14 protein-coding genes and 4 pseudogenes are annotated in these 18,616 nt (G+C 51.3%); 5 read left to right on the forward strand and 13 right to left on the reverse strand.

The annotated features are described in order from the left end of the window. Positions 1-55: 55 nt before the first annotated feature. Positions 56-781, reverse strand: coding sequence for a dipeptidase PepE (gene pepE, locus KQP84_RS20835; protein ID WP_215847958.1), 726 nt, complete (start codon positions 779-781; stop codon positions 56-58). A gap of 208 nt (positions 782-989) precedes the next feature. Here pepE and rfaH point away from each other — a divergent pair, with 208 nt between their 5' ends. Continuing rightward, positions 990-1,478, forward strand: a complete 489-nt coding sequence (gene rfaH, locus KQP84_RS20840) for a transcription/translation regulatory transformer protein RfaH (protein WP_215847959.1) — start codon at positions 990-992, stop codon at positions 1,476-1,478. Here rfaH and tatD read toward each other — a convergent pair. The 10 genes and pseudogenes from tatD to udp form a co-directional block, all read right to left on the reverse strand. Next, positions 1,475-2,257: a 3'-5' ssDNA/RNA exonuclease TatD gene (gene tatD / locus KQP84_RS20845; RefSeq protein ID WP_215847960.1), complete on the reverse strand. Its 783-nt coding sequence runs from the start codon at positions 2,255-2,257 to the stop codon at positions 1,475-1,477. The genes rfaH and tatD overlap by 4 nt on opposite strands. Positions 2,258-2,357: 100 nt before the next feature. After that, complete coding sequence (gene tatC, locus KQP84_RS20850; RefSeq protein WP_215847961.1) at positions 2,358-3,116, reverse strand: Sec-independent protein translocase subunit TatC; 759 nt, start codon at positions 3,114-3,116, stop codon at positions 2,358-2,360. Continuing rightward, positions 3,116-3,643: a Sec-independent protein translocase protein TatB gene (tatB, locus tag KQP84_RS20855; protein WP_215847962.1), complete on the reverse strand. Its 528-nt coding sequence runs from the start codon at positions 3,641-3,643 to the stop codon at positions 3,116-3,118. The genes tatC and tatB overlap by 1 nt, the downstream gene beginning before the upstream one ends. 3 nt (positions 3,644-3,646) lie before the next feature. Next, positions 3,647-3,901, reverse strand: a complete 255-nt coding sequence (gene tatA / locus KQP84_RS20860) for a Sec-independent protein translocase subunit TatA (protein WP_215847963.1) — start codon at positions 3,899-3,901, stop codon at positions 3,647-3,649. Positions 3,902-4,012: 111 nt separating this feature from the next. After that, positions 4,013-5,649: pseudogene (gene ubiB / locus KQP84_RS20865) on the reverse strand (ubiquinone biosynthesis regulatory protein kinase UbiB). Continuing rightward, complete coding sequence (ubiJ, locus tag KQP84_RS20870) at positions 5,646-6,251, reverse strand: ubiquinone biosynthesis protein UbiJ (protein ID WP_215847964.1); 606 nt, start codon at positions 6,249-6,251, stop codon at positions 5,646-5,648. The pseudogene ubiB and the gene ubiJ overlap by 4 nt, the downstream one beginning before the upstream one ends. Positions 6,252-6,263: 12 nt before the next feature. Then, positions 6,264-7,022, reverse strand: a complete 759-nt coding sequence (gene ubiE / locus KQP84_RS20875) for a bifunctional demethylmenaquinone methyltransferase/2-methoxy-6-polyprenyl-1,4-benzoquinol methylase UbiE (protein ID WP_215847965.1) — start codon at positions 7,020-7,022, stop codon at positions 6,264-6,266. A 75-nt stretch (positions 7,023-7,097) separates the two neighbouring features. Next, positions 7,098-8,597, reverse strand: coding sequence for a DNA recombination protein RmuC (rmuC, locus tag KQP84_RS20880; RefSeq protein ID WP_215847966.1), 1,500 nt, complete (start codon positions 8,595-8,597; stop codon positions 7,098-7,100). Positions 8,598-8,682: 85 nt separating this feature from the next. After that, the gene (locus KQP84_RS20885; protein WP_215847967.1) at positions 8,683-9,951 is read right to left on the reverse strand and encodes a tetratricopeptide repeat protein; all 1,269 of its coding nucleotides are present in this window, start codon (positions 9,949-9,951) and stop codon (positions 8,683-8,685) included. Positions 9,952-10,048: 97 nt separating this feature from the next. Beyond that, on the reverse strand, positions 10,049-10,810 hold the full coding sequence (gene udp / locus KQP84_RS20890) for a uridine phosphorylase (RefSeq protein ID WP_215847968.1): 762 nt from the start codon (positions 10,808-10,810) through the stop codon (positions 10,049-10,051). Positions 10,811-11,114: 304 nt separating this feature from the next. Here udp and KQP84_RS20895 point away from each other — a divergent pair. Then, positions 11,115-11,950, forward strand: a pseudogene (locus KQP84_RS20895) (dienelactone hydrolase family protein). Between the two features lie 50 nt (positions 11,951-12,000). On the opposite strand, the pseudogene metE reads toward KQP84_RS20895, so the two are convergent. Then, a pseudogene (gene metE, locus KQP84_RS20900) lies at positions 12,001-14,270 on the reverse strand (5-methyltetrahydropteroyltriglutamate--homocysteine S-methyltransferase). A 144-nt stretch (positions 14,271-14,414) separates the two neighbouring features. On the opposite strand from metE, the gene metR reads away from it, so the two are divergent. Both metR and KQP84_RS20910 read left to right on the forward strand, forming a co-directional pair. Further along, positions 14,415-15,341 carry an HTH-type transcriptional regulator MetR gene (metR, locus tag KQP84_RS20905; RefSeq protein ID WP_215847969.1) on the forward strand — a complete coding sequence of 309 codons (927 nt, stop codon included), beginning with the start codon at positions 14,415-14,417 and terminating at the stop codon, positions 15,339-15,341. 82 nt (positions 15,342-15,423) lie between these two features. After that, positions 15,424-15,902, forward strand: a pseudogene (locus KQP84_RS20910) (YehS family protein). 115 nt (positions 15,903-16,017) lie between these two features. Here KQP84_RS20910 and KQP84_RS20915 read toward each other — a convergent pair. Beyond that, positions 16,018-16,878 (reverse strand): carboxylate/amino acid/amine transporter, encoded by an 861-nt coding sequence (locus KQP84_RS20915; RefSeq protein WP_215847970.1) that lies wholly within the window; start codon positions 16,876-16,878, stop codon positions 16,018-16,020. A 365-nt stretch (positions 16,879-17,243) separates the two neighbouring features. On the opposite strand from KQP84_RS20915, the gene glpT reads away from it, so the two are divergent. Next, positions 17,244-18,584, forward strand: a complete 1,341-nt coding sequence (gene glpT, locus KQP84_RS20920) for a glycerol-3-phosphate transporter (protein WP_215847971.1) — start codon at positions 17,244-17,246, stop codon at positions 18,582-18,584. Positions 18,585-18,616: the final 32 nt, after the last annotated feature.

Raw genomic sequence — 18,616 nt, forward strand, 5'->3', positions numbered from 1 at the left:
GAAGCGGCCATTATAAGGCCGAATATCTTGGTATGTTGAGGTTTATGCGACAACCTTAATCGCAGCGAAAAGGAACCAGCGATTGCAATGCGCTGACATCGTAACAACGCTGAATCGGCTGGTTGTGACGGAACAGTTTAAAATCTTCATCACGCACGCTGAAGTAATTGAGACGATCTTCGCTGACGTGCAGAAAACTGCCTTCACGCAGCGCTATCACGGATTCATCAGGATTAACGGCGCAGAACTCTGCCAGCCGCTCATCGCGCGTTTCACCCATGTGACCGCTGACGTGGGCGTCAATATAATGAGGATTGATTTGAACCGGGAACAAACCTAGCGCAGGCAACACCACAGTGCTGCGAACTGGCATGTCATTGGTGGTGCGGATCGACGGTGTCGCCACGTTACAACCCGCGCTCCAACCGACGTAAGGCACGTTACGCTCACGGACTGCGCGCTGAATCGGCACAACCAGCCCTTTTTCATGCAGCATCTGATTCAAAAACCAGGTGTTTCCACCACTGACCAGAATCAGTTCTGCCTGTTCAATCGCCTCAACAGCGGATGAGAAATCCTGGATAGAGCGCACTGAAATTCCCAGCGAAACGCTAAGATCGACGGCACGCTGTTGCTGGTCGCCGCGAATAATCGCATAGGGAATAAGCACAGCAGAAGTGATGCCGCGCTGGGCAATCATCGCGTGCAGCTGAGGCTGCGCATAACCCAACAGCGGTGCATCATCCGCTAACTTGCCATTGCTCAACAGAAACAGTTCCATCAGGTGATCCTTTTCGCATAGGTAATGGGCATCGAGTCTGATACAGAGGATAGCGGGACGTCAATTTCCAATCCGCTTTTCTGAAGCCATTCCGCATGTTAAGAAAAGTCTCAGTTTATTTTAGCGTCTCACCCCTTTCAGCGTTTCGATGCGCTATAACTCTGGCAGCAGGTTTGGTATTCTTAGCGTCCATTCGATGGGAGCAGTTATGGAATCCTGGTACTTACTTTATTGCAAACGTGGACAGCTCTTGCGCGCTAAGGAACACCTGGAGCGGCAAGAAGTCAATTGCCTCAGCCCGATGATCGCGCTGGAAAAAATTGTGCGCGGCAAACGCACTACAGTAAGTGAACCGCTGTTCCCTAACTATCTGTTTATCGAATTTGATCCAGAAGCCATTCATACTACGACCATTAGCAGCACACGCGGCGTCAGCCACTTTGTGCGTTTTGGCACAACACCCGCAACCGTCCCCTCTGCTGTTATCGAAGCGCTGCAAACCGATGCACCGCAAATTTTGCTCGACCCAGAGACGCCGCAAATCGGTGACGAAGTCATCATCATCGAAGGCACTTTTGAAGGTCTGCGCGCTATTTTTGCGGAACCAGATGGAGAAACGCGTTCTATATTGCTGCTAAACCTGCTCAACAAGCAGGTCATGCGTAGCGTAGATAACAAGCAGTTTCGCAAGGCTTAAAGCAGACGAAATAGCGTTCGCGCATTGCGATCGACGCGCGCAGTCAACGCCTTAACATCCTCTCCTCGCCAGGTAGCAACCTGTTGAACAATATGCGGTAAAAAGCAGGGCTCATTGCGACGGGAAGTCGGACGTGGCCGCATATCACGCGGCAACAAATAAGGCGAGTCGGTCTCCAGCAGCAGACGATCCGCTGGAATCAACGGCAGCATCTCACGCAGTTCCAGTCCTCGACGCTCATCGCATACCCAACCAGTAATGCCTACCGACAAGCCTAAACTCAGGCAAGCCTCCAGTTCGTCACGCGTGCCGGTAAAACAGTGCAACACCGCGCCGGGCAGTTTAGGCAACCAAGGCTCCAGTACCGCAACGAAGCGATCGTGCGCTTCACGGCAGTGCAGAAAAACCGGCATATTCAATTCCGCCGCTAAAGCCAACTGAGCATCAAAAGCATATTCCTGCTGTTGATGCGCCGATAAATTGCGATTGAAGTCGAGCCCGCATTCACCAATCGCCACCACTTCGGGTTTTTCCGCCAAACGGCGTATTGAGCTGGCGATTTCAGCTGACCATTCGCTGGCATGATGCGGATGTACGCCTGCCGTAGACCAGCAGAAGTTTGGCTGGCCCGCCGCAAGCCGCTGCGCTTGCTGGCTTTCCAGCGCATTGGTGCCGGTAATCAGCATGCCGGTGACGCCCGCTTCGCGCGCGCGTTTAACCACCTTTTCCCGGTCGGAGGCGAATTGCGTGCTGGTCAGGTTTACACCGATATCAAACATACTTTTTCCCATTTGTAAGAGAGATATAAACAAAAACCGCCCAGAAGGCGGTTTGGATTCAACTTTATCCCGCCGATGCGGGGCGCTCTTAATAGAGACATCAGGATTCGGTGTTCTGTTCCTCATCCTGCTCTCGGCGGCCTTTCCCCACATAGTAACGTGAGAAGAATACGCCGACTTCAAACAGGCAGTACATCGGAATAGCGAGCAAAGTTTGGGAAAAAACGTCCGGCGGCGTCAGCAGCATGCCAACGACAAAGGCACCCACCAAAATATAAGGGCGTTTTTTTCTTAAATCATCTGGATTAGTGATACCAGTCCAGCAAAGCAGCACAATCGCTACCGGCACCTCAAACGCTACACCAAACGCCATAAATAACGTCATGACGAAATCGAGATAGTTGGTGATATCGGTCGCGATGGTAACGCCCTGCGGTGCCGTTTTGGCAAAAAAGCCAAAGGCCAGCGGAAACACAATGAAGTAGGCAAAAGCTACACCGACATAAAACAGCAGCGTACTGGAGAACAGCAGCGGCATGACCAGCTTGCGTTCATGACGATATAACGCTGGCGCTATAAAGGCCCAAACCTGATACAGAATCACCGGCACTGCGAAAAATACCGACACAATAATAGTCAGCTTTATCGGAGTAAAAAACGGTGATGCGACATCCGTTGCGATCATGCTAGCGCCGGCCGGCATCTGACTAATCAGCGGCGAGGCAACCAGATGATAGATATCGTTAGCAAAGTAAATCAGCGCCAGGAAGATCACCAAAACGGCGATGATACAGTTCAGCAGGCGCTTGCGCAGCTCAATCAGATGGCTGATGAGCGGTTGGGTATCTTCAACGGCCATTATCGTTCATCACTTGCAGAAGAGGTTGTTGCTGTGCTGTGGGCTGTGGCTGACTTTTCAAGTTTCACCGCTGGCGTGGCTTCGACGCTACCGGGAGCCTGAGCAGGCGCGCTGGCCTGGCCTTCCGCTGTCGCCGGCGTCACAGGATGAGAAACCTGCGCTGACTCGACAGGTTTCTGCTGCGGAGCATGAATGGTGTTCGCTTCGTCTTCCTCTTTTTCGATATCAATGCTCTGTTGATAGGAGCGCTTCATCGAATCCGCCGTTTTACGCAGCTCTTCCATTGAGTCTTTTAGCTCAGGCGAAAGCGTGCCGCGGCCCGCTTCTTCGACCTTCTTCAGGCTGTCTTGCAACTCTTGCAGTTTCAGCTCTTGCGCCAGCTCGTTTTGCACATTGGCTGCCAGCGAACGTATCGCCCTGATCCAGCCGACTACGGTTTTCACCGCAACCGGTAAACGTTGCGGGCCGAGAACGATCAGCCCGATAACGAACACCAATACCAGTTCACTAAAACCAATATCGAACACGGTTTACACCTGCTTGTCGTTCTTGGCTTCTTCTTTGTTAGCCGAGGTTTGCTGTTTGTCCGCCAGCGTTTTGGCGTTGAAGTCAGCGTCCTGCTCGTTCGGGTGATCCTTTTTGTTGTCCTCATCACCCATGGCTTTTTTGAAGCCACGAATTGAGGAGCCCAAATCCGAACCCAGATTGCGTAATTTATTGGTACCGAAAAGAAGTACAACAATCACGGCAATAATTAACAATTGCCAAATACTGATACCGCCCATGGGATAGCCTCTAATATTCTGTGAAAAACTGTTGAATAATGCACCACAGAGAGCCTGTATAAATTCAGGCCTGAGCCAGCGACATTACCGCGTTTTGTGCTGGAGTGACAATCAGTTTGTCTTACGCCAGCCAATTAACCAAGAGACAATCCCCGCTGCCATTAACACGGCAGGAAAGAAGTCCCATTCCGGTCGACTCAAGAGTACCGCCGTGCCGCTTAACAACAGCGTGGCACCGACGCCAAACAGATACTTCGCCTGATGATGGCGGGTACGCTGCGCATTGAGATCGCCCACTAACTTATCGACGCTATGCCGCAAAAGCTTATGCTGACGCATGCTGTCGTAAAACAGTTCCGGCAGTTCAGGCAATTTTTCTGCCCAGAATGGCGCTTTCTCTTTCACCGCACGAATGATTGCCGGGATACCGATCTGATCCTTGATCCAGTCTTCAAGGAAAGGTTTTGCCGTCTTCCACAAATCCAGTTGCGGATAGAGCTGACGTCCAATCCCTTCTACATAGAGTAGCGTTTTTTGCAGCAAAACCAGCTGCGGCTGTACTTCCATATTGAAGCGACGTGCCGTATTAAACAGATTCAGCAGCACGTGACCAAAAGAAATCTCAGCCAGCGGCTTCTCAAAAATCGGTTCGCAGACGGTACGGATAGCAAATTCAAAATCTTCAACATTCGTATCTGGCGGAACCCAACCAGAGTCGACGTGTAATTCAGCGACCTTTTTGTAATCACGGTTAAAAAAGGCGATGAAATTTTCAGCTAAATAGCGTTTATCTTCTTTGTTAAGCGAGCCCACGATGCCGCAGTCGATGCCGATATATTGCGGATCTTCTGGGTGATCGTAGCTCACGAAGATATTGCCGGGATGCATGTCTGCATGGAAAAAACTGTCGCGAAAAACCTGCGTGAAGAACACCTGAACGCCGCGCTCGGCGAGCAATTTCATGTTCACGCCGTGTTGTTCAAGCGTCACTACATCTGAGATAGGGATGCCATAAATGCGCTCCATCACCAGCATTGTTTCGCTGCAGTAGTCTGAATAAATCTCAGGCACATACAGCATGCGGCTATCTTCAAAGTTACGACGCAGCTGAATAGCATTCGCCGCTTCACGCAGCAAATTCAATTCATCAATCAAGGTTTTTTCATAATCACGCACCACTTCAAGCGGGCGCAAACGGCGACCATCTGGCAGCAAGCGCGGCACCCAACGCGCTAAGCGATAGATCAGCTGCATATCTGCTTTGATCACAGGCAGGATGTCTGGGCGGATCACCTTGATAACGATTTTCTTACCATTGGATTTCAGCGTCGCGGTGTGAACTTGCGCTATCGAGGCCGACGCCAGCGGTTTGATATCAAAATCATCAAACCAGGTTTCAATCGGCGCTCCCATCGAGGCTTCAATCTGCGCTTTCGCTTTAACGCCATCAAAAGGCGCAACACGGTCCTGCAAAATAGCCAGTTGGTCAGCAATCATTGGCGGGAACAGATCGCGACGCGTTGATAGCATCTGACCAAATTTAATCCACACTGGCCCAAGCTGCTCCATGGCCATACGCAAACGCGCACCAATCGGCTCTTCAACGTGCTTATTGGGAATCCAGAAAACGCAGCGACGCCACAGACGAAGCGGAAGGGTAATGCGCATTTGAGGAATTAATTCATCAAGGCCGTAAGTTAAAAAACCTTGATAATGAAATACAAGCGGCGGATCTCACCAAAACTCATTTCGCCTCCAGCTGCGCTAAACGCGCAGTGAGCGCATCAAGCGAACGTTCCATCGCGTCTACCTCTTCGGAAAACCAGGCTAACTCCAGCGCGCCGGGTGCAACGCGCCACTCTTCAGTAATCGCCTGACCTAAATAATCTTGGCGCCGTTGCACTTCGCCTTTTACAAAACGCAAAGCACGCTGTGCGCCTTGGCTAATGCCTTGGGCCGCGATATCACCGATCCAGGGTGCCAAATATTCGGCGGGATCCAGCTCAGCCAGATCCATAAGTGCAGAAAATTGCTGCACCACCTGCAAGTCGCCTTCAACCTCCAGTTCACCGCTGCGGATCAGGCTGGTGAGCTGTTGACGATCGCGCAGTTTCGGCAATGTTTTTAGCTGGGTGAGCACCGTGCAATCGCTGACATCCTGCCAATCACCCAACACATCCAGCTGTTGCTCGCTGAACACCAGCACTAAAGGATTGGAAAATTCGCTCAAACGCAGCGTCAGTACTTTACCTGCCAAACGTTGGCGCGCAGCTTTCAGGCTGCGGTCGCGATACAGCACGCGGTTCAGTGCAGTCTCAAGTCCGGCAGTGATTAGGGGCGTTAAGGTCATCACCATAGTCGTTTAGAACTTAAATCCACGGTGCAGCGCAACGATGCCGCCGGTCATATTGGAATAGGTGGTATTTTCAAATCCAACATCGTTCATCATCGCCTTCAGGGTTTCCTGATCGGGATGCATACGGATTGACTCGGCCAGATAGCGATAGCTTTCTGCGTCTTGTGCCACCAGCTGGCCAATACGCGGCAGGATGTGGAAAGAATACGCATCGTAAGCTTTGCTTAATGGCTCAAGCATCGGCTTAGAAAACTCCAACACCAGCAAACGTCCGCCCGGCTTTAATACGCGAAACATCGACGCCAGCGCTTTCTCTTTTTCGGTCACGTTACGCAGACCAAAAGAGATGGTGATGCAGTCAAAATAGTTATCCGGGAACGGCAGCGCTTCGGCATTTGCCTGCACGTAATTGACGTTGCCAACCACGCCGAGATTGCGCAGTTTTTCGCGACCCATTTTCAGCATGGAACTGTTGATGTCAGCCAGTACAACCTGACCCGTTTCACCAACCAAACGAGAGAACTTTGCGGTTAAATCACCGGTTCCGCCCGCCAAATCTAATACACGTTGACCACGGCGCACGCCGCTGCTGTCAATGGTAAAACGCTTCCAGATGCGATGAACGCCAAACGACATTAAGTCATTCATCACGTCATATTTTGCCGCTACGGAATGAAACACGTCCGCGACTTTGTCAGCCTTCTCGCTTTTAGCGACCGTCTGAAAGCCAAAATGGGTAGTTTCCTGCTGTGATTCATCTGCCATCGGTTTTACCTGCTCCACAAACAATTCTTCACGAAGTGTATCAGAGTCACGGAAGTCAGGCACGCAGCGCCCATGTTATTCATGGAGGCGTCTCACACGTAAGTCGCTGTCATCCGCTTCGTTTTCATCTTCTAACTCATCTTCAGCATCGCTTTCTGGCTTTGCACGTTCCACTAACAAAGGATTGATTGAGCGCTTCACTTCAACCCCAAGGTCCCGAAAACCTTCGCTTTGCGCAATGAGATTTCCACGCCCTTCTGCCAGCTTCTTCATCGCCTCGCGATAGCTGTTTTGCGCTTTATCCAGATTGACGCCAATCCCGCTCATGTCATCGACAAACAGCCGCATCTTGTCATACAGTTTTGCCGCACGCTCGGCGATACGCTGTGCATTGCGGCTTTGATGTTCATAACGCCACAGATTATTGATGGTACGTAGCGCCACCAGCAGCGTGGTTGGGCTAACGAGCATGATGTTCTGCTGTAGCGCTTCACTGATCAGTTCTGGCTGGCGATCAATAGCCAACAAAAAGGCTGGCTCAACCGGAATGAACATCAACACATAATCCAGCGATCGTAAACCCGGCAATTGTTGATAATCTTTGCGCCCGAGCAAGCGAATGTGTCCGCGCATTGCGCTGATATGTTCCTGAATCGCCTGCTCGCGATCAACTTCATCTTCCGCGTTGAAGTAGCGTTCATAGGCAACCAGCGTCATTTTAGCGTCAATCACCACATCCTTATCTTGCGGTAAACGAACGATCACATCCGGTTGCATCCTGCCCTGCTGTTCCGACTGAATGCTGACTTGAGTTTCATATTCGTAGCCTTCGCGCAGACCTGATGCTTCCAGCACCCGGCTCAACACCACTTCGCCCCAGTTTCCCTGGATTTTATTATCGCCTTTCAGCGCTTTAGTAAGGTTAACCGCTTCTTGCGCCATCTGGGCATTCAGCTGCTGGAGCTGACGAATTTCATGCGTGAGCGTATGGCGTTCGCGCGCTTCAAGGCCAAAACTTTCATGTACCTGACGACGAAAACCATCCAGCTGTTCACGCAGCGGGCTAATCAGGCTGTTCAGGCTTTGGCGGTTCTGTTCATCGACGCGCCGCCCGCTGTTTTCAAAAATGCGGTTAGCAAGATTTTCAAACTGGGCGCTCAGGCGCTGTTCACTGTTGGTCAGCAGGCGCTGCTTCTCTTCCGTGGCGAAACGCGTCTCTTCAAGTCGGATGGTGACTTCACGCAGCTCAGCTTCCTGAGCACTATTAACTTCCAGCTGATTACGCAACTCGCGATTCAGCTGCTCGCTTTCGCTGCGCCAATAATCCAACTGTTGCAGACGCTCATTCGCCCCGCTCAACGCACCATGCAGTTGACGAAGTTCTTGCTCGCGTTGCTGAGATTGTTGTTGAAGTTGGTCGATATGCAGCTGCTGGCGCTGTTGTGCTGCTTCCAGCAAGCGACGTTCGGTAGCAAAACTGGCGAGTTGTTGACTGGCGCGCAGTTGCGCCAGTATCCAGCCAATGCCCAAGCCTGCCAGCGCCAGGCAGGCGCTGATAATGATGTGCTGATCCATGATTCCCTCGCCAGATGCGTTGCTGAGGGAAAAGGTAGAGTCGCACTGTATGAATGTCCAGACAATTCTGCCCGGCGTTAAGGCGTTATAACGCTCTGACGCTCAGTGTGCCTGCTTGCCAGTCATCAATCAGGAAAAACGGCATCGGCAGCACCCATTCTCCTTTTTTAACTTTCGCCGGATAATTCCAGGTATTGCCGCCGTAAGTGATTTCAACCTGCTGCTCTTCGCCGTCAACGCCATTGGTTTTTCCTGCCATGCTGGCAAACCCAGCATTGCTGCCTACATGGAAACTGTCCGTTTTCCAACGTATCGGTGCATGTGCTGGCCAAGGCTGCGCCTGATAAAAATTAAAGATGTCATCGTGATTGAGAATACTTTCTCGCACTGTCGGCCATAAGGCGACTTTCAAGAAGTACTGATCGGTAAAGCGTTCGCTGCCTTCATATTGTGCAATGAAGTCACGCATCGACTGTTCAACGTTGTTAAATACGCCATGACAGCCGCCCCACATTCCTGCCAGCAATAATTCGGTGTGTGAATAATAGTCACGCATATGGTGGAACCAGTATGGCGAAGCTAGCCAGGCGTTAACCGCCGCCACTTCACGTTCCGAAAGCAAGGAATCTGCGTCGCGTACGATGTAGCGTTTTACCGCAGGATCATCCATCACCAGGAAACGCCAAAGCGTAGGGAAAATAGTTTTTTCATGCGACATATCTACTAACTGTACATGCCGCTGCTCAAGGCGCTGCCAGACATGTTTCGGCACGGTGTCGTCAAGATAGACTCGGCAAACCCAGCCCGGATAGAACTCTTGTGCCACCTCCACGTTTTTGATCAGCGTTTCGCAATAGCGCGGCTGACCACCATAAAGGCTAAACGAAATCACATTTTGTTCAGGCTGGCTAAGATCGATGGGTTCGGGTTGCGGTGCAGGATAAGCGTAGCGCTGGCCTTGACTAAAACGTGCATCTGACTGATTCAGTGATTCCAGGCCATAACGCGCCACTTCTTCATTTTTACCTAACCAACCGCAGACTTCTGTCAGGCCATCCAACCAGGTTTCCGAAGCGGTGGCACGCAATGCAGCAGGTGCCTGATAGATTTTTTGGTAAATCTTGTAGGATTTATTGTATTGACCCAGACGCATCAGGCAGAGCGCATAATCGCTCAGCACTTGCATTTGATTAGGCATAAAACGCAGAACTTCTTCACAGCATTTCATTGCCTGCTGGAAATTATTCTGGCTCATCGCGACGCGGAAGCGCGCGGCGCTGTTTTCCATTTGCGCTTGCAGCGCAGCGGGATTAGGTCCAAAGGAAGGCCGACGTACAGGAATCGTATTGCGCATAAGAAAGTTCTCAGGTTCAGCTGAAATGGCGCGCATCTTAAGGGAAGCAGCAGGTTAACCTTTATAAGCCCGGTCTTGAAACCTGCTGCCGCGCGCGTTATAGCAAGCGACGCGCCGCTTCTACAACAATCTTCACCGCATCGCTTTCGGTCTGTTTCATGGTCGCCGCATCTGGAATCTCTTTCTGCGTACGATTCACGATAACGCCCGCCACCATACCGGCTCGCAGCCCTTGGCTGGCGCACATGGTTAACAGTGTAGCGGATTCCATCTCATAGTTGAGAACACCCATCTGTTGCCACTCTTTCATTGAACCCTGAAAGCGGCTGACGACGCGTCCTGAAACAGTGTCATAGCGCTCCTGGCCTGGATAAAAGGTGTCGGAAGATGCCGTGATACCAATATGGGTAGCTGCGCCACACTCCTCTGCTGCCGCAACCAAGGCAGTCGTGCAGGCAAAATCCGCTACTGCGGGGAATTCCATCGGTGCAAAGTGCAGGCTGGCACCATCTAAACGCACTGATGCGGTTGTGACTAATACGTCACCTACATTAATGTGCGGTTGAATCGCGCCGGTGGTACCAACACGCAAGAAGGTGCGCACCCCAAGCTGGGCCAGCTCTTCAACCGCAATGGAAGTGGAAGGCCCGCCGATACCGGTTGAGCAAACAATCACCGGTTTACCATCCAGTTTTGCTAGCCATGAGGTAAATTCACGGTGCGAAGCCAGATGCTGCGCATCGTCCATCAGTCCGGCGATTTTCTTAACGCGCTCCGGATCGCCGGGCACAATGGCTAAAGTCGCCCCTTGCAGATCGGCTTTGGTAAGACCAAGGTGGAAAACGTCAGACTGTGTCATTTCAGACTCCTGATTAAAAGAAAGTAGCGCGCCACTTTACGTCAGCGCGCCCGATAAATATGTGATAACAATCACTTCATAAAATGAAAGTTACATTTTTTATCAGAAAAAATGCGATCAATATCACACCTTGAGTTTAAGTCATCCCGCACTGCTACAAGCTGTACTGTGAAGCCAGTCAGCGCAATGTTAAAGAGGTAGGTGATTTTATCTGTTGCTGACTCTGTTACCCCTTGTCTGGTCCGCGCGAAATCTGGCCAGGCTATAGTTACGTGATTGCGCTATTGCTTGCACGGAGAAAACAATGAAAACCGAAGATAATATGGCACAAAAATCAGCGGGAGGCGGCTTTGCACCTGCAGTGCAGCCGACTGCTTCTACGACCATTTTTACTGAAAGCCCCGACATTCAATTCGGCGAAACCTCAGTCCCAAGCCAGGGCGAGAACATGCCTGCTTTTTTGCCAAACCCAAAGGTGCTGAAGGCCCATTGCCGGTCGTGCTCGTCGTGCAGGAAATTTTTGGCGTACATGAACATATTCGCGATATTTGCCGCCGTCTGGCGCTAGAGGGTTATCTGGCGGTTGCACCTGAGCTCTATTTTCGCGAAGGCGACCCGAACGAGTACACCGATATTCCCACGCTATTTAAAGAACTTGTGAGCAAAGTGCCCGACACACAAGTGCTCGCCGATCTCGATCACGCGGCCAATTGGGCAGCGCGTAACGGCGGTGATATTCGCCGGATGGGCATTACCGGCTTCTGCTGGGGCGGTCGTATCAGTTGGCTTTACGCAGCACATAATCCACAGTTGCGTGCCGCCGTGGCGTGGTATGGCCGCGTAATGGGAGACAAAACCATGAAGCAGCAAAAACATCCAATTGATATTGCTGTCGATCTTTCCGCGCCGGTGCTGGGTTTATATGGCGGGCAGGATGAGAGCATCCCCCTGGAAAGCGTGGAGCAGATGCGTCAGGCGATACATGCTGCAAATGCCAAAGCTGAAATCATCGTTTATCCCGAAGCAGGCCATGCTTTTAATGCCGATTATCGACCCAGCTACCACGCAGAGTCAGCCAAAGATGGCTGGGCGCGCATGCTGGCCTGGTTTAAACAATACGGTGTTGCGCCATCCGCTTAACCAATAAAAAGGGGCGCCTGAGCGCCCCAAAGATTCAACTCAACACACCTTTACACTTTTTCACCACGCAGGTTTTTCGCTGCTGTGACCATGTTCGCCAGCGCTTGGCGCGTTTCGGTCCAGCCACGCGTTTTCAGGCCGCAATCTGGGTTCACCCACAGACGTTCTTCTGGAATACGCTTAGCCGCCTTCTGCAACAGCGCTTCTATCCATTCAACGCTTGGCACATTTGGCGAGTGAATGTCATACACGCCTGGACCAATTTCGTTCGGATATTCGAAGTCTCTAAACGACTCCAGCAGATCCATATCTGAACGTGAGGTTTCGATGGTGATCACGTCCGCATCCAGCGCCGCAATAGAATCCATGATGTCGTTGAACTCGCAATAACACATGTGGGTGTGAATCTGCGTGTCGTCTTGCGCTACGGCAGCATTCAGACGGAAAGCATCAACGGCCCATGTCAGGTATGCAGCCCAATCAGATTGATGCAGCGGCAGACCTTCGCGCAGTGCGGGTTCGTCGATCTGGATGATGCCGATGCCCGCCTTTTCCAAATCGACTACTTCATCACGCAGCGCCAGCGCAATTTGCTTAGCGATGGTTTCACGCGTCACATCTTCACGGGAAATGACCAGCAAAGAATGGTTACGGGACCGGTCAACATGCCTTTTACCGGCTTGTCCGTCAGTGATTGCGCATACTTCGCCCACTCAACGGTGATCGCTTCAGGACGGCTTATGTCACCAATGATTACCGGCGGCTTAACGCAGCGAGAACCGTAACTTTGTACCCAACCGTTTTGTGTAAAGACGAAGCCATCAAGATGTTCACCGAAATATTCGACCATGTCGTTACGTTCAGCTTCACCGTGCACCAGTACGTCCAGACCTAAGCGCTCTTGCTCAACAATCGCCTGCTTGATGTGCCCGGCAATGCCGGTGCGATAGTGGTTGCCATCCAGACGACCCTGTTTGAAATCCAGACGCAGGCCACGAATCTCTGTGGTTTGCGGGAAAGAACCGATGGTAGTGGTTGGCCAGGCTGGAAGGTTAAAGCGTTGACGCTGTGCCTTAGCACGCTCGCCATAAGGGCTTTGTCGTTCACTATCCTGTGCGGTGATCGCTTGCAGACGTTGACCCACTGCAGCGTTGTGTACACGGCTAGAGTGAGCACGAGCACGAATCGGCGCGCTCCAGGCTTCCAGCGAGGCGGCATCATCATTATTTAATGCCTGACTCAGCAGTGAAAGCTCAGCACATTTCTGTAGGGCGAAAGCAAACCAGCTTTTCACTTCTTCGTCCAGACGTGTTTCCACGCTCAGATCAATCGGACTGTGCAGCAGTGAACAGGAAGAGCCGATCCACAATTGCTCACGCTGACTCACCAGCGGTTGCAGGCGTTTAAACCAGCTACTGAGATCAGCACGCCATACGTTGCGGCCATTAATCACGCCGAGCGAAAGTAACCAGGAAGCAGGAAGTTGCTGGTTCAGTTGCTGAATGTCATCACGACCGTGAACCAGGTCAACGTGCAGGCCCTGTACCGGCAGTTCACGAATCACATCAAGATTCTGACTAATACTGTCGAAATAGGTCGTTAGCAATATTTTGCTTTGGCCTTGCAGCACAGCGTAAGCCACTTTAAAAGCGTCGCGCCAGGCCTGCGGCAGTTCCAGTGACAGCGCAGGCTCATCAATTTGCACCCACTCAATACCACGCTTAGCCAGCTCATCCAGAACCTGCTTATACACCGGCAGAATATCGTCCAGCAGGGACAAACGATCAAATTGCTCGCCCTTGACTTTACCCAGCCACAAATAGGTCACCGGACCAAGCACTACGGGTTTGATTTTATGGCCCAGTGACAGCGCTTCGTCTACTTCATCCAGCAGTTGCGTCCAGGTCAGTTTGAACTGCTGACCTTGAGTGAATTCCGGCACCATATAGTGATAATTGGTGTTAAACCATTTGGTCATTTCAGCGGCTGCAGCCGGTTCGCCGGTCGGTGCACGGCCACGTCCCAAACGGAACAGCGTATCGAGATCAACTGAACCCTCTTTGTTCTGGTGACGAGCAGGCACGTTGCCCAGCAGCAAGCTGGTGGTCAAAACATGATCGTACCAGGCGAAATCGCCAACCGGCAGCAGATCCACGCCGGCATCTTTCTGTTGTTGCCAGTGACGTGCACGCAGCTCGCGGCCCACTGCCAGTAACGCTTCCTGGCTGCTGTTACCCGCCCAGTAGCTTTCCTGCGCTTTCTTCAGTTCACGACGCAGACCAACACGAGGGAAGCCGAGAGTATGGTTCAGAATGGTCATTTGCTGTTCTCCAGATATTCTTTCTCTTTGGCTTGAAGCTGGCAGCCAAAGATGTTTAGCCGTCCAGATGTTTACACCGCTATATTCTGCGGGTACTGTATGTTCCTCAAGCGCAATTTGTTCATTTCGATGTGAAGGACTCTCATGATCGAACTCAAGCACCTGCGGACGCTTCAGGCTCTGCGTAATACTGGCTCGCTGGCTGCTGCTGCTGCCCAGCTTCATCAGACGCAATCTGCGTTGTCACATCAGTTCAGCGATCTGGAACAGCGGCTGGGATTCCGCCTGTTCGTCCGTAAAAGTCAGCCGTTGCGATTTACGCCGCAGGGAGAAATTTTATTGCAGCTGGCTGAGCAGGTTCTGCCGCAAATACAGCAAGCGCTGCAAGCCTGCCATGAGCCGCATCAAACCACGCTGCGCATCGCAATTGAATGTCACAGCTGTATTCAGTGGTTAACACCTGCGCTGGATAATTTCCGCCAAAGCTGGCCGCAAGTGGTAATGGACTTCAAATCTGGCGTCACCTTTGATCCGCAACCCGCCCTGCAACAAGGCGAGCTGGACGTGGTGCTGACGTCCGATATCCTGCCGCGCTCTGGCCTGTTTTATTCACCGATGTTTGATTTTGAAGTCCGCCTTGTTCTGGCGCCGGATCACCCGTTGGCGCAGGTTGAGCACATTTCGCCAGACGATCTCGCTGACGAGGTATTAATGATCTATCCGGTGCAGCGACAACGCCTTGATATCTGGCGTAACTTCCTGCAACCCGCTGGCGTCAGCCCGGCACTGAAAAGCGTTGATAACACGTTGTTGTTGATTCAGATGGTGTCGGCGCGCATGGGCATTGCCGCCTTGCCACATTGGGTGGTTGAGAGTTTTGAGAAACAGGGATTGGTGGTAACTAAAACTTTGGGTGATGGATTATGGAGTCGGCTTTACGCCGCCGTACGTGACGGCGAGCAGCGCCAGCCGGTGCTGGAAGCCTTTATTCGTTTCGCTCGCCAGCACGCCTGTGAGCATCTGCCATTTGTGCGCAATGCCCAGCTTCCGGGTACCGTACTGCAACGCTAATCAAACGCCACAAACCTGCGCGAGCGCGGGTAAAATCCCCTATAATGCGCAGCCTGTCGACTGACCATAAGAAGATTTCACCATGACTAACAATGATATTCTGCGCAGCGTGCGCTACATGCTCAATTTGAGCGATGCCAAAGTGGTGGCGATTTTTGCGCTGGCAGGTTGCGATGTGCCAGAAACCGATGTGCAGACGTGGTTAAAAAAGATGACGACGCCGCGTATCGTCCCTGTCCTGACGTATTGATGGGTTATTTCCTTAACGGGCTTATTTTCCATCGCCGTGGCAAAAGTGAAGATATGCCAGCGCCTTCCATTGAGCGCAAAATGAACAACAACATCTTTATGAAAAAACTGCGCATCGCTTTCGATTTGAAAACTACTGACATTCCTGACGTACTGAAAAAGGCTAACTTCACCGTTTCTCAAGCTGAAATTGGCGCGATCTTCCGTAAACCTGATCACAAAAACTACCGCGAGTGCGGCGATCAGATTATGCGTAATTTCCTGAAGGGACTCGCGATGATTCATCGTCCAAAGACGGGTAAACCGGCTTAAGTTCGCCTCACGCTCATTGCAAAAATATAACGGCGAAGCCCTGAGTAAAGGCTTCGCCGTTTTTACGTTGCTGCTTCGCCTTTTCGACGAAAAGCCGTCTGGCCACAATCAATAATTATGTCGGACTCTTTCCAATAACCCAGCGTTTATGCACCCATAACGAGGCAATAATTACCGCTGCCCCCGCGATAAAACTCGGCCAATGCGGCTGCTGCTGCCAAATCGCCAGATTCACCAGTAATCCAGCCGGCACATGCATATTGTTCATGATGCCCAGCGTGCCTGCATCGACCTGCGTTGCGCCATAGTTCCACATGAAATAACCCAGACCCGAGGCTGCTACGCCTAACCACACCAGAATGCTCCACTGCAGCGAAGTCGTCGGTAATTTATTCGGATTTCCCCAAATGCACCAGGCGATCGCGGCAATCAGCACCGCGCCAAGATAGAACCAGGAAAAGGCGGTGTGTTGCGGCATTGGACGCGTTTCTTGCAGGCGTTTGTAACCCACCATGCCAGCCGCAAAACAGATATTTGCCAGCTGCACCAGCAGCAGACCAAACCAGAAATTTTCGCTGACTTTGTCGTAACGAATAATCGCGGCACCCGCTACGGCCAATAGAGCGCTAAAGATATAGCCGATACGCAGTGGACGCTTGCTTATCACGTCATAAATCAACGTGACATAGAGCGGCGTCATCACCGTGAACAACAAAAATTCTGACACGCTGAGATAGAGATAGGCTTCGAAACTGATCAAATACATGATGCCGAGCTGCAACATGCCCACCAACATATAAAGCAACAGCGTTGAAGGGCGATAACCACGCCAGCGCAGGAAGGGTAAAAACACCAATGCCGCCAAAGCCAATCGCATTAAAACTGAGAACCAGGTATCCACCTGTCCCGCCAGATATTCGCCAATCAGGCTGAATGAAAAAGCCCAAAGTATGGTGGTAACAATCAATAACAGCACGCTAACGACCCCGATATAAACGAAGTGGCCAGTGTAAACAATGTGCTTTGATAAGGTTGCGATATTTGGTTTACAACTAAGCATTAATTAAGCAATCAAACCTTTGCTTGCTGTTTTGTGAACCCCTTACACCTCCGTGAAAAACCCTCTTTTCATCCCCTCTCGATAAAACGCGCGTAATGATCCATTTTCTGGATTTAAACGCGCTTTACTGTCACAAAACTGTAACAAATGCGCGATTCATCACAGTAACGCTACGCAACCATTATTATTCTGTGCGCGAAATGGAACACCAGAGTAAATCTTATTTTTATAATCCACGTTGCTGGGAACGAAAACCATAATGCGCCCGGAGGGCCACTCCTATGCTGAGTATCTTTAAACCCGCGCCACATAAGTCGCAGGTTGCTGACGAATATGTCGATCCGCTTTACCGCCGCCTGCGCTGGCAAATTTTCATTGGCATCTTTTTTGGTTACGCCGCTTACTACCTGGTCAGAAAAAACTTCGCTCTCGCCATGCCTTATTTGGTAGAACAAGGCTTTTCCCGTGGCGATCTGGGTTTCGCGCTTTCCGGTATTTCCATCGCGTATGGCTTTTCCAAATTCATCATGGGTTCCGTTTCGGATCGCTCGAATCCACGCGTTTTCTTACCGGCTGGATTGATTCTGGCTGCGGCTGTGATGCTGATAATGGGCTTTGTGCCTTGGGCAACGTCCAGCATCATGGTGATGTTTGTGCTGCTATTCGTGTGTGGCTGGTTTCAGGGAATGGGCTGGCCACCGTGCGGTCGTACCATGGTGCATTGGTGGTCGCAAAAAGAGCGCGGCGGCATTGTTTCGGTGTGGAACTGCGCGCATAACGTGGGCGGCGGCATTCCTCCACTGCTTTTCCTGCTCGGCATGGCTTGGTTCAATGACTGGAAAGCGGCGCTGTATATGCCTGCTTTTGGTGCGATTGCGATCGCAATTATTGCTTTTGCTTTAATGCGCGACACGCCCCAATCCTGTGGTTTACCGCCTATTGAAGAGTATAAAAACGATTATCCGGTGGATTACGACGCCAGCCATGAAGAGGAACTCACGGCTAAACAGATCTTCATGAAGTATGTTTTACCCAACAAACTGTTGTGGTACATCGCATTGGCTAACGTGTTTGTTTATCTGCTGCGTTACGGCATTCTTGACTGGTCACCGACTTACCTTAAAGAGGTCAAACATTTCAGCCTGGATAAATCTTCCTGGGCTTACTTCTTATATGAATACGCTGGCATTCCCGGCACCCTGCTGTGCGGCTGGATGTCAGATAAAGTCTTCCGTGGCAATCGTGGTGCAACCGGTGTGTTCTTCATGACATTGGTGACCATCGCTACAGTGGTTTACTGGCTAAATCCGCCAGGTAATCCCGGCATTGATATGGCTTGTATGATCGTTATCGGCTTCTTGATTTACGGTCCGGTAATGCTGATTGGCCTGCATGCGCTGGAGTTGGCACCGAAAAAAGCGGCAGGCACAGCGGCAGGTTTTACGGGTTTATTCGGCTATCTGGGCGGTTCGGTTGCAGCCAGCGCTATCGTGGGTTACACGGTGGATTATTTCGGCTGGGACGGTGGATTTTTAGTGATGATTGTCGGCTGTGTGTTAGCAGTGATTCTGCTGTTGCTGACAATGGTCAGCGAACATAAACACAAAAAACAGTTGGCCTGAGTCGACATAAAAAAGGCCGGATAACCGGCCTT

Origin of the sequence: Candidatus Pantoea bituminis, assembly GCF_018842675.1 — a bacterium.
GTDB lineage: Bacteria > Pseudomonadota > Gammaproteobacteria > Enterobacterales > Enterobacteriaceae > Pantoea > Pantoea phytostimulans.